Origin of the sequence: Paenibacillus sp. P3E (assembly GCF_001909045.1) — a bacterium.
Taxonomy (GTDB): Bacteria; Bacillota; Bacilli; order Paenibacillales; family Paenibacillaceae; genus Paenibacillus_AQ; species Paenibacillus_AQ helianthi.
Map to the genome: position 1 here is coordinate 1 of NZ_LVWH01000190.1, position 14,995 is coordinate 14,995.

Below are 14,995 nucleotides of genomic sequence, written 5' to 3' on the forward strand. Positions count from 1 at the left end.
AATAAATACACATAGTTTATTATTGTAAAAAGCCTTTTTTAAAGATTCGAATCCAGCCTTACTCATTTTTATCCAAGTGTTTTTTTTGCCTATCTGTTCAATTTGGTGAGAATCTCCCTCAAAAACAAAACAAAATTTTTCTTCTGGACGTATTGCTCCGTGTGATCTAAGAACTGCTAATTGTTTTTCTTTTTCTTTAGCAGTTATTCCAATAACATTAAGGCATACCTTATTAAACAATGTTTGTTTATAAAGACCTGTTGTATTTTTTAAGTCTGCAGTATTTATATGGGCTATATATGGAATTCCTCCAATTTCACTTATCTTATCGATCATAGATAAACTCGTCTCATATGTACCGTTTACTTGAGATGGAATATGATTATCTATTAAACTTTGAACGGCAGCATACTTCGCTTCATCAAATATGCCAACCAGATGTATTTTTTCTGAACAAGAAATTTCTACCCCCAGAATTAACTTTATTGCATTTTGCCGCTTGTCTTTTCCCTTTATTCTTTCAATAAAGTACTCACTTACTGCAAATTCTAATTTCTCAAATCCAGATATTGTGTTGTGATCCGAGATAATAGCTATTTCAATTTCGCTTTCATAAAGTTTGTGCGCAATTAATTTATATGATAAATACTCCTTATAAGATAAGTAGCCTTTTTCTGATAAATCGGTAAGAAATTCTATACGATGAATTTCACCCAAACGAGCAGCATTAAGTATTTGTTCTTGTTGTTCTGCATTAAAATATCCAATCTCATGTGCGAATTTAATAATATCGGATACTTCTAATGTCGTATACTCTCTCCCTGGTATTAATTCATAATCATGTGATGCCGGTGTATGCATATGAAACTCACATTTTCGAAGCTCACCATAATTTCTTCGACCGCTTATTAATTTCATGTAGTTATGCTCTAATGATATTGTCATCCTGCACCTTCTTGTTTTAAATTGGATAAGTTGTATATCTTCAGTATATCAACACCCTTTATTTTTTCATGTCGAAATATGGTTTATTTTAAGAATACGGAACTGAGGATTATGGAAATAGAAGTACTTTCTAACCCGGCTTGTAAAAATGATATAGATTTTCAGCCCAGAACAGATAAAAATAAAGAGACAATTGGGTTATATACTCTGAGTCTGAAAGGTGATTAAATGCTTTATCAAATTAAGGGAGCAACCGTCATTTCCAATTTCATTGTCAGTGAAACGATAGAGGCCCCAGATCCCAGGGCTGCCCTTCGTAAAGTTTTAAAATTATACGGCAGACTAAGACGGGGATATGAAATTTATACAGAATCCTTTTTAAATCCTGCTGAATATCCAGAATCCGAACCTGCCATTACAATTGAGCCCTTGCTTTGTGATCATTGCGTTTTCAAGATTGGCCATGTCATTAGAAACGGGACGGTTACTCAAGATGAATACATGTTATTCTGTCGGTACTTTCACCCGATGATTAGCAATGCAGTGAATATGTTTTGGACAGATGTTTTCGATATTCCGGCCTCAGACGTTGAAACTGAAATGATTGTGCGAATCGCGTGTGAGTTTTTACCCAGAGTAGATGACCGAGGCCATCTTCGCCCATTTATTAAACGGAATATTCAGAGCCGGTTAATTAAAATGTGGAATCGTAAAAAGTATGTAAATGAAAACAAAGCGAAGTCGAGAGCGCAGTTGCAGCAAGAGTATGCAATGTCCAGTCGTATTCGACTGGAAACTTCGGACACTGAAGTATCACGAAACACTATGATTCGCATTGCACTCCATTTGCGGGAATCAGGACAAGAACTTACACGTAAGCAGAAGAAAGAATATTACCAATTAATTATTAACTTAGGCATGCATAAAGAGTGCTTAAAAAGTGAATATCAAATTCAAGCGTTAGAAAACTGCTACGGACGGGATGCCATAACGGAAAAGGAGTTTGGTTCCGAGCGCGGAAGATCACAGTCTACGATTCATATTACGAAACGACGAGCAGAGGATAATATCATAAAATATATTTGTAAAAATTTTGACGAGTAATATAAAACGTCTATTTTTTATAGACGTGTAAGGGGAATTAAATTTTATCAGGGATTCCCCTGAATTTAATATCCGATTATATATTGGATTCATTGACTGACAATATATTTTTTCCTTAACTGGCCATTAATTAGAAGCGTTTGCCAACCACATATCTGCATAATAAAGCTCTTACGAAGTAGGTCTATGCCTATTATCCGTGAGGGCTTTTTCTCATTTATTAATGTTCCTGCAAAAAAAGCGAGCCCCATATGGAACCCTTGAGGTTGGGGCTTTTTTTGTTTTTCTATTGATTCTTGCCTTTACCATAATCACGAGATTCGATTGCAGTCATTACAGCTGCACGTGGATGCTTTTTGACTACTCTGCCGTTTAGAATTCCGCTTCTCACAATGACTTTAGCACTTGAGCCCAAGTTGCAGCTTTATCGGCTGCGACTTGGGCTTTTTTTGTTTCCGCAAATTGCGGAGGCATGGCGCAGGGACAAGTTCCTGCGCTTTTTCACATTCAGCTAAAGGAGAGAAGTGTAATGAAAGCAAAAACAGAGTGGAAGGATATTCCATTTTCAGAATATCCGGTAGTAAAGAGATTAGGACTTGAACCAACCAACAGACGGTGGAAGAAGGAAAGAATATATACGGATGGTGACAAGTTTTATCACAAAGATTCTCTGCATGGGGAGGTCGAGATGTACAACAGTCGTAAAAAGCATATAGGCGTTCTTACGGCCGAAGGCGATATACATCCGAAGAAAGGAAAGGGCAAGGGCCGAGTATTATAAGTTAAATAGATCGGCCACAAAGTTCCCAACAATAATAACCCGCTGGACAGTGAAGACACTGCTATCCAGCGGGCTTATTTATGCTTAGGGCCGGGGGTAAGAATAAAGTAGGAAAATCATTTGTATTTTACCGCTTTGGATCTCAAGTCAATACTTTTATTAGCTGCTTTTATAACTCTGCAAATTTCCAAGCGAAACTAAACAACCTGAGTCCCTATAATTACCGAACTCAGACGAATAAATATTGATTTTTATTTGGTTTGTACTTGACGGGGTCACTTCAAATTGCCAAGTTACTTCTTTTTCATCAGGCTCAATTTCGTTAGATTTTCACATCAGTTTTACATCAAGTCTGTTCTCCGCTATCTGTACCACCAAAGTTTTTAATCTGTATCACATTAAAAATCCAAGTAAATAAGAGGGTTTTAACTCGCTGTCCCACTCTTCACCAACACCGCCACCGACTCCACATGCACCGTATGCGGGAACATATCCACCGGAGTTACCTCCACTGTCTTGTACCCGCCATCCTCCAGCACCCGCAAATCCCTCGCCAGTGTCGATGGATTACACGACACATACACCACCCGCTCCGGCTTCATTGCCAGAATCGTATCGAGCAACCTAGGATCGCAGCCCTTACGCGGCGGATCAACAACGATTACGTCCGGTGTGACGCCCTGCTCTTTCCAGTTCGGGATCACGTCTTCGGACGCGCCTACCTCGAACACTACATTCTTTATCCCATTCAACTTAGCATTAGAACGCGCGTCTTCAATCGCTTCAGGCACAATCTCAACACCGTACACCTTAGCCGCGTGCTGTGCCAGGAACAGCGAAATCGTTCCGATGCCGCAGTAGGCATCAATTACCGTTTCATTTCCTGTCAATCCGGCGTATTCTACGGTTTTGCCGTACAGCACCTCAGTCTGTACCGGGTTGACCTGATAGAAGGAACGGGCAGAAATAGCGAACTGTACATCTCCGATATAGTCGTAGATGACGTCTTTGCCCCATAGGACACGGGTTTCGCTGCCGAAGATCACATTCGTCCGCTGGGTGTTCACGTTCTGGCAGATGCTCTCCACTTGCGGCAGAGCCTCACGGATGCTGCCAATCCAGGCGTCCAGATGCGGGATGTCGCGGCCGTTGGTTACGAGGACGAGCATCATTTCGCCGGTGCGGAAGGCCTTCTTCACCACGACGTGACGCAGTAGCCCGCGTCCGGTTTCTTCATCGTAAGCAGAGATGCCAAGCTCTCTGCCGATTCGCTTCACTGCAGCTACGACGTCGTCGTTATGTTCATGCTGGATCAGACAGGTCTCCATGTCGACAATCCGGTGGCTGCCACGGGCGTAGAATCCGCCCACAAGTCCGCCGTCGGTGACGCCGATAGGCACCTGGGCCTTGTTACGGTATCGCCAAGGCTCGTCCATGCCGAGGGTGGGCCGGACGATGATGCCGTCAGCCTGTGCCCCCGCAGCACTTGCGCTTACATCCGCCACGTTATCCCCATCAGACGCCCCAATTTCCGCCCCGGCAGTGAGATTCGCCGCGGCTCCTTCTGCACCCCCGCTTCCAGCTATAGCACCTCTCCCCGGTGCCCCCATAATCTGCAGCTTCCCTATCCGCTGCAGGTTGTCCACCACCAGCTGGCGTTTCCACGCCAGCTGGGCCGTGTAGTCCATATGCTGCAGCTGGCAGCCGCCGCATTGGTCGTAGATCGGGCAAGGCGGCTGGATCCGGTCGCCGCTGGCCTGCACAAGCTCAAGCAGTTTGGCATAGCCATACTGCTTCTTGGTCTTAAGCACCTTGGCCCGGACCTTCTCACCAGGTAGCGCGCCCTGCACAAAAAGGGTAAAGCCCTCTACCCGGCCTACCCCCTCGCCTTCATGGGTCATGCCGATAATATCGAGCATCACCTCGTCATTCTTATTCACTGGCAGTCCGGCGGCAGGTGCCGAGCCGTCACGGCGGCTTGCGCTGCGTCCACTGCGTTGTTTACTCATCTATGGGTTCACTTCTTTCATTAGCTTCACTATTAAGCTTCTTAACTATGGTCCTCGGAAGCACCTATATCATACATTTAGTTGGAATTCCTCCAGCTAATTATATCTCATTGTCATTATAGAAGCACTTAAATGGAAAAACTCCAGCTAATTCGCCGGCTCGACATTCAAAGAGGAGCTTGTTACACGAATTAAATGGAGCAATTCCAACTATTTCAGCGCACAGAGACTTTCCAGCCCATTTAGTTGGAGTATTTCCCGTTATTGAAGGATTCCCGCTCAATTATTCTGTGCAAAAATCCGCAGATGCTGCGGCAGTATACTGAAATTGCCCGGCAGTGTGCCGCCAAGCTCGCCGTCCAGATTTAGCTGAACATAGCCTGGGGAGGTAACCTCCATGGCATCGGTGCGGAAATAGACAACCTTCTTATCCTGCAAGTGCTCACCGCGGATCGTCAGGCTGACCAGGCGGATAAATTCGGCCAGGTTACATTTCTTGACCGCGATTACGTCGAATAGTCCATCGTCAATCCGGGCATCCGGAGCAAGCTTCTCAAAGCCGCCTACGGAATTAGTATTGGCGATCAGGAAGAGCATGAACTCGTCATGGATCAGTTCTTGGCCGTTCGCGCGGATGTACAGCTCCTGCGGAGAGAGACTGGCCATTTTTTCAATCCCCTTCAGGTAGTACGCAAGCTGGCCCATCATAGTCTTCAGTCGGCTGGGAACCTCGTATGTCAGCTCAGTCAGTTGTCCGCCGCCGGCTATATTAATGAAATAACGGTCATTGGCTTTACCAAGATCAATTAGGCGCGACTCCTGACGCAGAATCAGATCACATGAATCCTCCCAGTTCTTAGGGATACCCATCGCCCGGGCAAAATCATTGGTAGTCCCCACCGGAAATACACCGAGAGGAGGAAGATTCGGCTTCTCGGCCATACCATTGATAACCTCATTCAGCGTACCGTCGCCACCCGCCGCTATGATCAGATCATAACACCCGCGTTCGACGGCTTCCGCTGCGGCTGCTGTAGCATCGCCCTCTCCGGTTGTTGCATGGCACGAGGCTTCAATGCCGCCAATATCCAGCCGGTCCAAAATATCGGCAAGCCGCTTCTTCATTTCTTCCCGACCAGAGGTGGGATTATAGATCAATCTCGCAGTTTTCATTACCGGACGCCACCTGTTTATATAATTGATAACTTTACTGATTATACCCAATTCGGGACCACACAAGCAATGACGGCAAGCAGAATGCATAGATCAATGTATGCAGCAGGAGATGAAATCAATACCGGAAACACTATTTTTTGCTGCAAAATATTCTTAACAGCCTTCCCGAATCCGTTCCAGCATAACCTTCACCTGCTGCTCAATCCAGTGCGGCAATAAGGGATGCGGCAGCAGCGTCTGTCCTGAATAGGCATACTTCAGGCCGCTGAGCCGCCCGGGAATAACATGCTTGGTGAAATAGCCTTGACTTAAAAAAAGCGGAGCCACCAGTACATCATGGCCCTGCTCCTGCCAATACTCCACCTTGCTCCGCACACTGTCCGGGTTCAGCAGACCGTAGTCCGCCGCTGCTGCACCGCTAATCCGGCGCACACGTTCAGCCAGCGTGGATATCCCCTGCTGCCAGCGCTGCCGGAACCCGTCATGTACGCTGCCATGGCCCACCAGCAGAATCGTCTCCCGCTCCGGATGCTTGGACAGCCCTCGCAGCTTGTCCCAGATCATAACAGCTATATCCGGATCGTCGTCGACCGGGTAGCCGTAATGCACCCTGGCCTTGACGGCAAAAGGTTCAAGGTCGGTCTCCTTCTCCGGCGCAGGCTTGGCGCCCAGCGCATACTCTATCTCATCGACATGTGTACTGCCGGAAGAAACAAACAAGGGGATCACAATAATATCTGTGACCCCTGCATGTTCCAAACTATCTATACCATCCTGAATCAAACGGCCTTCTACCAGCTCCAGAAAAGAAACCGCAACGGGCATCTCTTCCTCCAGCGCCACATGGCTTACAGCTTCCTCGACAATTGAAACCCAGGCCTGATCGCGGGAGCCGTGACTGATAATCAGTACGCCCGTCTTCATCAATTATCGTCCCAAACGTTCCAGCGTTAACTTGTATCCGTCATTCCCGTAGTTCAGGCAGCGCTTCACACGCGAAATCGTCGCAGTGCTGGCTCCGGTCTCCGCTTCAATCTGATTGTATGTAGACCCTTTGCCCAGCATACGCGCCACTTCCAGACGCTGCGAGAGGGATTGAATCTCATTCACCGTGCACAGGTCATCAAAAAACACATAGCATTCTTCCATATCTTTTAAAGTCAAAATGGCTTCGAATAATTGGTCTATACTTTTATCGTTTAGCTTCTTAAGCTGCATCGATTATCATCCCCTAAAAGTTTGGTCAGTGCTGACATCACTGATAAGATATCCTTCAAAAAAAAGAGTTCAAAAGCCTAAATGTAGTGACTATCTTGCCTCTACTATATTGTACTGGAGCACATTTTTCAAGCATTAACGGTTTCACGCTGTAAAGAACGAAATCGACGGACAAACGTCCACCCCACGCGCACAAAATTAATCCTGCATTCAGACTCCTACTCTGAATCCGCAAGATTTACCGCCTTAACTATAGTACTACATAAGCGCCGAAAATCAAGCATGGTCACGGTTTCTTCACTTCCGGCACGGGCGGGTGGGCATCCGCCCTTTTCCGCTGCTATCCCGGTAAACCGGGCGTTCGTCTATACCTTATGTTCGCCTATGACATACAGTATATCAAACCACTAACGAAGGAATGTGATGTTATGCCTGATCATTACTATAATCACTCCCGCCGGGGCGGGCGTTCGCTGGCCGAGCCGTATCCTTCATCGCCGTATCCCGGGATCAGTTCATATGCCCAGCCCCCCTTCTATGGGGAATCTGGAATGCTTCCTGCCCTAGGCACAGAAGCAGCCGCAGAGACGGCTCTGGCCGTCCCCGTTGCCGAAGCCGCTGCCGCCAAACCCGGCGGACTGCTCGGAGGACTTGGCAATCTTGGCAATCTTGGAAATCTCGCAAACATGGAGCAGATCAAGGGCATCGTTGACCGGCTGGGCGGCGTCGACGGCATTGTCAATTCCATGGGCAAGGTGCAGAAGGTCATGCAGGGATTTCAGCAGATGGCCCCGATGGTGAAGCTGGTCATGGGCAGCTTTGGCAAGAAGAAGGGCTCGGGAGCAGGCGAGCTGGCAGCTGAAGAAGACGCAGCACTCTACGGCCCCAAACGGCGCAAGAAGAGACGCTCAGGGTCACAGCCACGCAAAAAAACGGCTCCGAAGAGCCGGCGCAAATCCTCCCCCGCCTCCGTTAAACGCCGCCGCAAGTAGGCGGCGTTTAACGCTTTTGGCGAATAGCGTTAACGGTTCTGCCGTACATCGCTTCGCGGCATAGCTGCAAGCTCCAGCCTAAAAAGCGTACCTCTCAAGGTACGCTTCAGTCAAACCTGGCGCTCGATTAATGCTAATGTCCCCTTTACTTAAACCAGCCGCTGCGCCGGAACCAGCGGAACATGCCCACGCCGAGCACCAGCATCAGCAGCAGCACTCCAAAGTAACCGTATTTCCAGTCCAGCTCCGGCATTACCCGAAAATTCATGCCGTATATTCCGGCAATCAGGGTCAGCGGCATGAAGACGGTTGTGATAACCGTCAGGGTCTTCATGATCGAGTTCATCCGGTTGGAGTTGAGCGAGATGTAGCTGTCGCGCAGATCGGCTGTCATTTCCCGGTCCACTTCGATCATATCGGTCAGCTTCAGCAGATGATCATAAATATCGCCAAAGTAGATCCGCTCCTCGCCGTTGCTCTGCACATGCTGCGAATTGACGATCCGGTACATCAGGTCACGCATCGGCACGATCGTCCGGCGCAGCTTAAGCAGACGACCGCGCACATTGAATACCTGGCTCATGAGCTCTTCCACAGACTCGTTGCCGCCCTGGCTCTCCAGATCGGCAAGCTCATCCTCCAAACCGTACAAGCTTGGAAAATACCGGTCCACCAGCTTATCCATCACGGTATACGCAGCAGCCATCGGACCGCCTGACCAGCCTTTGCGGCTATGAATTTCCGCCTTTACCATCTGCCAGGCTTCATCCATCTCCGGTTTCTCCTGATGATGATAGGATACGAGGAAGCCTTTGCTGAGGAACAGGTCGATCTCTTCTGCTTCCAGCGTCCGCTCATTAAGCGCATGCAGCACAAAAAACTGCACATTCTCATAATAATCCAGCTTCGGGCGCTGCAGGATATGCATGCAGTCTTCAATCGCCAAGGGATGAAAATGAAAATAAGTATCCAGCAGCAGGGTCTCCTCCGCTGTAGGGGTGGAAAAATCGGCCCAAATCCAGGCATAATCCTCCAGGGTAATGTCCTGAAGCGGCAGATCCGTCAACACCTCACCCTTACGTGTAACTGCAAGCGTTCGTATCATATAAGTCCCCCGTCTATTGCATCTTCCACTGCTCAATCTTGCACCTAACCATTGTACAGCAAGAAGCGCCTTCCCCCCAAATGGTATACAGCTGTTCCCAGCCAACAAAAAAAGATGTCCGCAGCCATTCTTGGCTTCCGTGACATCTTGATATGCAGCCATGCTGCTGCTTAGAATATGATCTTAAAAATAATCCCTGCCAATACCGCGCTGATCGGAATGGTAATAAACCAGGTGATCACAATGCGTCCGGCGATTCCCCATTTTACAGCAGAGAAGCGTTTGGCTGAACCTACACCGAGAATAGATGATGTGATGGCATGTGTTGTACTTACCGGCAGATGCAGCAGTGTAGCCGAGAAAATAACGGAAGCGGCGGAAATATCGGCAGCGAAGCCGTTAATAGGCTCAATTTTGAAAATCTTCGTTCCCATGGTCTTGATAATCTTCCAGCCGCCAATGGACGTCCCTAGTGCCATGGATGTTGCCGCAGCGATTTTAACCCATAAAGGAACTTCCATGGTGTCCAGACGGCCTGAGGTCACGAGTGCAAAGGTGATAATCCCCATCGCTTTCTGGGCGTCATTGGTACCATGTGTGAAGGATTGAAGCGCCGCAGTAATGACCTGCATGGAGCGGAAGCCCTTGTTCACGGTATGCGGACTGCGTTTGGCGAAGATCCATTTCAGGATCGTCATGACAATATAACCAATGACAAAAGCAATCAGCGGGGAGAATACGAGCCCCTCGACGATTTCGATAAAGCCATGCCACTTGATATGCTCTGTACCGGCACCTACGTAGACTGCTCCAGCCAACGCACCGATAAGCGCATGAGAAGAGGAGGAAGGAATCCCCAGCCACCAGGTCACCAGATTCCAGATGATCGCGGCGATCAGTGTAGCTATGACAATATCTACCCCGTTGTCCAGCAGGGCCGGATCGGTGATGCTGCCCCCGATTTTTTTGGCTACCCCCGTAAACATCAGCGCCCCGATAAAGTTCATGGAAGCCGCCATAAGAATAGCCGTCCGTGGACGAAGCGCCCGGGTGGAGACCGAGGTGGCAATCGCATTAGCCGTATCGTGGAACCCGTTGATGAAGTCGAATGCAAGCGCTAGAACAATCACAAAACCTAGTACAAATATTGATGTTTCCATATTCCAGGCCCCTTATGAGTTGCGCATGATGATCGATTCCAGCATGTTCGCTACATCTTCGCATTTGTCGGTTGTAGTTTCAAGCCGCTCGTACAGCTCTTTGCGCTTAATCAGCTCAATCGGGTCTTTTACCGTTTCGAACAGGGCTTTGGTGCAGATGCGGAGTACTTCGTCGCCCTGGTTCTCCAGATCATTCAGACGGATGGTGTACTCGCGGATGGCCAGCAGCTTCTTCTGGGAGAGCAAGTGAACCGCTTTTTGAATTTCATAGGCGGACTGGCGGAGAATCTCTGCGAACTGCACGATATATTCGTCCGGGTCCAACAGGTTGTACATATAGAAACGTGAGGCTGAAGCTTCCAGACCATCAATAACATCATCCATACTTGTGATGAGGTCCATAATATCGTCGCGTTCCAGCGGTGTGATAAACGTCTTGTTCAATTCCTTGATGACGGTGTGCGTGTACGTGTCGCATTGGGATTCATATTTCTTCATCACCGCTGCGAAATTCTCGACATTATCCCGCAGAGTCGTAATATTCTGAGCGAAATAATCTGCCGCCTGGACAATGGTATCGGCCATATTTTCCAGTGTCTCAAAGAATATGTCCTTTTTTCTCAACTTCATTAGTTTAAACCCCTTTACATAAAATGCAGCCATTCATATGTAAACAGCATGAAAATGAATGACAACCCTTGTTATCTTATCATATCAATTGAAGGTATAGAAGTAAAAGAAACGAACTTTTTTACACTATAATAACAATTCCCTGTAATCGTGAAAATAATCATCCTAACGGCTTCTTTTGGCGTCCGTATCAGGTAGAACCTGGGATCGGTGCATATTCGATATGACTGCTGAAGGAAGGGCTGTTCGGCACAATCAGAATATGGGTAATTCCGGGATACATCAGCGCCTCTGTGCCGTCCTTCTTCACGAAGCGGATTACATCTCCAGGCTTGCGGGACCATCTTCCCTTCTGCGCTTGTCCACGTTGAAACAGCACGGCCTCCCCTCCCAGCTCGATGTCGATCTGCAGTCTACCCACATCGTCGAGCACTTTATGGTCAGCCCCCATCACCATTACATTGGCCGCCTCGACCGGATTTCCGTCATTCAGATCCAGATGCGGCTTGCCGTTCACCCAGCGCAGATAAGTCCTCCGCTCCGTGCTATATTTATACCCCACGGTATAGCTTTTCAGCAGAAAATTGACATTGAACTCTGCCGCTGCATCTCCCCCGGCCGGTAAATCATCAGGATCTGTGAAATGATACCCGGGAACCTCTATAGTTCCGGCGTATCCCAGCTTGTCCGCACCCTCACGCAGCTTGGCGGCATTGCTGTACAGATTATGCGGGGCTTTACGCTCCTTGTCGCGCCAGAAATAGGCTCCGGCTCTGCCGATCTCGTCCATGTCGTCCTTTTTACCCTTCTGGAGAATGGCATACGCCGCCTGACTCCCTCCCGCATGTACCGTCACGCCGCCATAGCTTTCACCGATGTCGATAAGATACGGGCGGATGCTGCGGATCGGCCCGATTTTGACCACGCCGGTATGGCTCTGAAAAATCCCGATCAGCCGCGTAATTCCGCCTTCAGCCAGCACCTCATACAGAATATCCGCCTCGCTGATTCCTGACTGCGGCCGTGCAGCCGGCGCATTGTTGATCATCACTGCCAAAGGACGGGGCAAAATGCTCTCTTCCAGCGGAAGCCCGGTCAGCCCGGAGGTGATCCCCCCGATCACAGGCTTGGCTTCCGGTGACGGATCAGCAGATACGGCAGGGGATGGCGCAAGGGTAGGCACTGCTGCAGGTGAAGGCGCAGGAACATTCTCCGCATCCTGATTTCCACAGGCAGAGAGCAGCAGGGCCGCAAGGAGACAGCCGGAGATTAGACGGGATGAATAACGGCTTAGGGTCATATGTATTTTTTCCTCCTAAAAGTTTTATGGAGCCTTGCTTCCTGATCTTTCTACGCAATAAAACTGGCTTCGTAAGCATGCGCTTAGTTTTATGGAGCCTTTCATCCTGATCCTTCTACGTAATAAAACTGGCTTCGTTCTTCCATTTAATCATAGCGGAGTCCATTTGTCTTGATTCCCGCATCAAGTGGAAACGGCTTCGCCGTCCTTTTAAGAAGGTATCCGTTTCAGGACATATACATTCATAAATTTTAAAAAGGACACAGCCCCTCTTCAGGCTGCATCCCTCATGTATCGTATGTGTAATTTAGTCAATCATCCAGCAGTTCAGGCTAAGCGTCCCGTATTGGTAGGCTTGAATCATGAGCTGTGCGCGCCTGCCTTCATCAGCTGTTCCCATTACATAGAAGATCGGCACAAAATGCTCCCGACCATAGCTGGGAACCGCATCGCGTACATGCGGCGCTTTTTTCTCATAAGCGAACAGTGCAGGCAGGTTCCATGCTTCAAGGCCGGCGGCTATCCAGGCATCGAAGTCAAGCGCCCATTGCTCAGGCTGGTCGTCCTGCTTCAGCAGCCGCAGATTATGAACCAGCCCCCCGCTTCCGATCAGCAGAACACCCTCATCACGCAGTGGAGCCAGCATCCTGCCGATATTATACTGCTCCTCCGGGGAACGCAAGGAATCGACAGACAAGGCCACTACAGGGATATCGGCAGCCGGGAACATCTTTTTCAGAATGACCCAGATTCCATGATCAAGCCCCCGTCCCAGCACCGGCTGGTGAGGAAGATTGTTCGCGGTAAAGAGTTCGGAGATTCGGCGGCTGAGTGCGGAATCCCCAGGTGCAGGATAGGTCAGCGAATACATCTCGTCCGGGAATCCATAGAAATCATGCAAGGTTTCGTGCTGTCCATCTACTGTAATCAACTGCTCAGGGCTGTCCCAATGCGCAGAAAAGATTACAATGCCGCGCGGTGTCCCCAGATCAGCCCCCAGCCGTTCCAGGAAACGGGTATATTCGTTATTCTCAAGGGCAAGCAGCGGAGAGCCATGTGCAATAAAAAATGCCGGTAATTTCATAGGGTGCCCACCTCCATAACCCAGTATATGGTCTGCACTTTTATTTTACCGCTTATTCTGAGTTAATGCGAGCGGAGGACAAACCCTAAATCATCCAGTTCTGCCATTCTTCCTGCACATGCTCCTGTTGATTCATCCAATCCTTGGTCCGTTTCAGCAACTGGGCCTGCGCCGGACCTGATGAGAAGGTATGATCCCCCTGAAAAATCACTTCTTTGTCGCAGCGGCCCTCCGGGCGTGTCCAGAACAGTTTCTGATAGAGAAAAGCGTAGTCCACAGGGATTACATCATCAGAAGTTCCGTGAATCACCAGCACATCGCCGCTGAATTTGCCGGCTTCCTGAAATGGCTGAAAAGCGGCAAGTGAGTTGAAATAGACCGGTGTAAACGAATAGCCGGAAAAATCTGATGAACCGCTCTTCACCGAACGGTCATAAGCTTCCCTGCCCACGATCTTTACGATATCATTGAACGGGTAGCCTACCGCCGCCCACAGGACCAGATTCTTGACCCGGCGGTCCCGCACTCCGGTGAGCAGGGCTACCGCACCGCCAAGACTGTGCCCGATCAGCGTCACACGCTGAGGATCTACATCGGCGGAGGTGATGCCATAGTCGAGAACGGCCCGGGTCTGGGCAATCATCGATTCCATGTCTTCACTGCCATAGTTCCCGCTGCTCTCCCCGCAGCCCACATAATCAAAACGGATTACCATATATCCGTCAGAAGCCAGCTCGCGGGCAGCCTTGACAAAAATCCGGTCGACTCCGATCCGGTTGCCGACGAATCCATGGCAGATCACCGCAAGCGGCACCCTTTCCTTGCAGCGTCCGGAGCTTCCCTTTTCCCTCGATGGATAATGGATGCTGGCTGTTAATTCTTCCCCGTGATGACGAATGATAATATTCCGTTCCATTGCTGAAGCCCTCCTCTAAAAAGGCACATTATTTTAAATTATAATTATCCCGATTAAATTAGTCAGATTAATATCTTCATTATACGTTTTGCTTTCCTATTGTCAACAAGCAGCAGGAATAAACAGCCGTGCAGGCTTAGCAAAAAGCCCCTTCTGCTCGGCATGGAGCAAAAGAGGCCCAGCACTGGAGGAACTGCACTTCATTTACTATTTATTCATAGCTTTCGTGAAACATATCATGCGTTTTCCGTCTGCCCTGCCAGCCTTCCAGGCCATTCTCAGGCGTATCCAGCTCAGAATCCCATAAGCTGAATCCGTCGGAATTGCCCCAATCCCCCACTTCACCTGCAAGCGGAGGCGCGAAGCCGTCACCCACGAATTTGCCTGTCTCTTCTCTGTTATCAGTATCCATAACGCTCCCTACCTTTCTTGAAGCCATAGTGGTGAAGCCGAACCATTAACAGTGTTCACTCTTCCAAACGGATTATTCATCCCGGGCAGAGAAATGCTTGTCCTTGCACACAACCGCCACCCAAACGTATACTCTAGGTTAAAGACCTATTTAGACCCACCAC

15 protein-coding genes are annotated in these 14,995 nt (G+C 48.7%); 3 read left to right on the forward strand and 12 right to left on the reverse strand.

Going from position 1 to position 14,995, the window contains the following annotated elements; all coding sequences use genetic code 11:
• The coding region (locus A3842_RS22530; RefSeq protein ID WP_371916017.1) for a PHP domain-containing protein at positions 1 to 918 on the reverse strand (918 nt) is incomplete at its 3' end.
• A gap of 255 nt (positions 919 to 1,173) precedes the next feature.
• On the opposite strand from A3842_RS22530, the gene A3842_RS22535 reads away from it, so the two are divergent.
• Both A3842_RS22535 and A3842_RS22540 read left to right on the forward strand, forming a co-directional pair.
• Complete coding sequence (locus tag A3842_RS22535; RefSeq protein WP_074102805.1) at positions 1,174 to 2,049, forward strand: hypothetical protein; 876 nt, start codon at positions 1,174 to 1,176, stop codon at positions 2,047 to 2,049.
• Positions 2,050 to 2,578: 529 nt separating this feature from the next.
• Positions 2,579 to 2,830: a colicin E3/pyocin S6 family cytotoxin gene (locus tag A3842_RS22540; RefSeq protein WP_074102806.1), complete on the forward strand. Its 252-nt coding sequence runs from the start codon at positions 2,579 to 2,581 to the stop codon at positions 2,828 to 2,830.
• A gap of 425 nt (positions 2,831 to 3,255) precedes the next feature.
• Here A3842_RS22540 and rlmD read toward each other — a convergent pair whose 3' ends face one another.
• The 4 genes from rlmD to A3842_RS22560 form a co-directional block, all read right to left on the reverse strand.
• On the reverse strand, positions 3,256 to 4,839 hold the full coding sequence (rlmD, locus tag A3842_RS22545) for a 23S rRNA (uracil(1939)-C(5))-methyltransferase RlmD (protein ID WP_074102807.1): 1,584 nt from the start codon (positions 4,837 to 4,839) through the stop codon (positions 3,256 to 3,258).
• A 279-nt stretch (positions 4,840 to 5,118) separates the two neighbouring features.
• Positions 5,119 to 6,012 carry a diacylglycerol kinase gene (locus tag A3842_RS22550; protein WP_074084266.1) on the reverse strand — a complete coding sequence of 298 codons (894 nt, stop codon included), beginning with the start codon at positions 6,010 to 6,012 and terminating at the stop codon, positions 5,119 to 5,121.
• Between the two features lie 156 nt (positions 6,013 to 6,168).
• Entirely contained in the window at positions 6,169 to 6,942 is a 774-nt protein-coding gene (locus A3842_RS22555) for a sirohydrochlorin chelatase (RefSeq protein ID WP_074102808.1), read from the reverse strand.
• On the reverse strand, positions 6,943 to 7,233 hold the full coding sequence (locus A3842_RS22560; protein WP_020428424.1) for a YerC/YecD family TrpR-related protein: 291 nt from the start codon (positions 7,231 to 7,233) through the stop codon (positions 6,943 to 6,945).
• A 428-nt stretch (positions 7,234 to 7,661) separates the two neighbouring features.
• Here A3842_RS22560 and A3842_RS22565 point away from each other — a divergent pair, with 428 nt between their 5' ends.
• The gene (locus A3842_RS22565; RefSeq protein ID WP_074084264.1) at positions 7,662 to 8,225 is read left to right on the forward strand and encodes a hypothetical protein; all 564 of its coding nucleotides are present in this window, start codon (positions 7,662 to 7,664) and stop codon (positions 8,223 to 8,225) included.
• Positions 8,226 to 8,370: 145 nt separating this feature from the next.
• Here the strand turns inward: A3842_RS22565 and corA are convergent, their stop codons facing one another.
• The 7 genes from corA to A3842_RS22600 form a co-directional block, all read right to left on the reverse strand.
• Positions 8,371 to 9,330 (reverse strand): magnesium/cobalt transporter CorA, encoded by a 960-nt coding sequence (gene corA, locus A3842_RS22570; protein ID WP_074102809.1) that lies wholly within the window; start codon positions 9,328 to 9,330, stop codon positions 8,371 to 8,373.
• Between the two features lie 170 nt (positions 9,331 to 9,500).
• The gene (locus A3842_RS22575) at positions 9,501 to 10,490 is read right to left on the reverse strand and encodes an inorganic phosphate transporter (RefSeq protein WP_074084262.1); all 990 of its coding nucleotides are present in this window, start codon (positions 10,488 to 10,490) and stop codon (positions 9,501 to 9,503) included.
• A gap of 12 nt (positions 10,491 to 10,502) precedes the next feature.
• A complete protein-coding gene (locus A3842_RS22580; RefSeq protein ID WP_074084261.1) occupies positions 10,503 to 11,120 on the reverse strand; it encodes a DUF47 domain-containing protein in 618 nt (205 codons plus the stop codon).
• A gap of 190 nt (positions 11,121 to 11,310) precedes the next feature.
• Positions 11,311 to 12,420 (reverse strand): DUF3048 domain-containing protein, encoded by a 1,110-nt coding sequence (locus A3842_RS22585; protein ID WP_074102810.1) that lies wholly within the window; start codon positions 12,418 to 12,420, stop codon positions 11,311 to 11,313.
• 307 nt (positions 12,421 to 12,727) lie between these two features.
• Positions 12,728 to 13,504, reverse strand: coding sequence for a DODA-type extradiol aromatic ring-opening family dioxygenase (locus tag A3842_RS22590; RefSeq protein WP_074102811.1), 777 nt, complete (start codon positions 13,502 to 13,504; stop codon positions 12,728 to 12,730).
• Between the two features lie 85 nt (positions 13,505 to 13,589).
• A complete protein-coding gene (locus tag A3842_RS22595; RefSeq protein ID WP_074102812.1) occupies positions 13,590 to 14,420 on the reverse strand; it encodes an alpha/beta hydrolase family protein in 831 nt (276 codons plus the stop codon).
• Between the two features lie 211 nt (positions 14,421 to 14,631).
• A complete protein-coding gene (locus A3842_RS22600; RefSeq protein ID WP_074084257.1) occupies positions 14,632 to 14,832 on the reverse strand; it encodes a hypothetical protein in 201 nt (66 codons plus the stop codon).
• Positions 14,833 to 14,995: the final 163 nt, after the last annotated feature.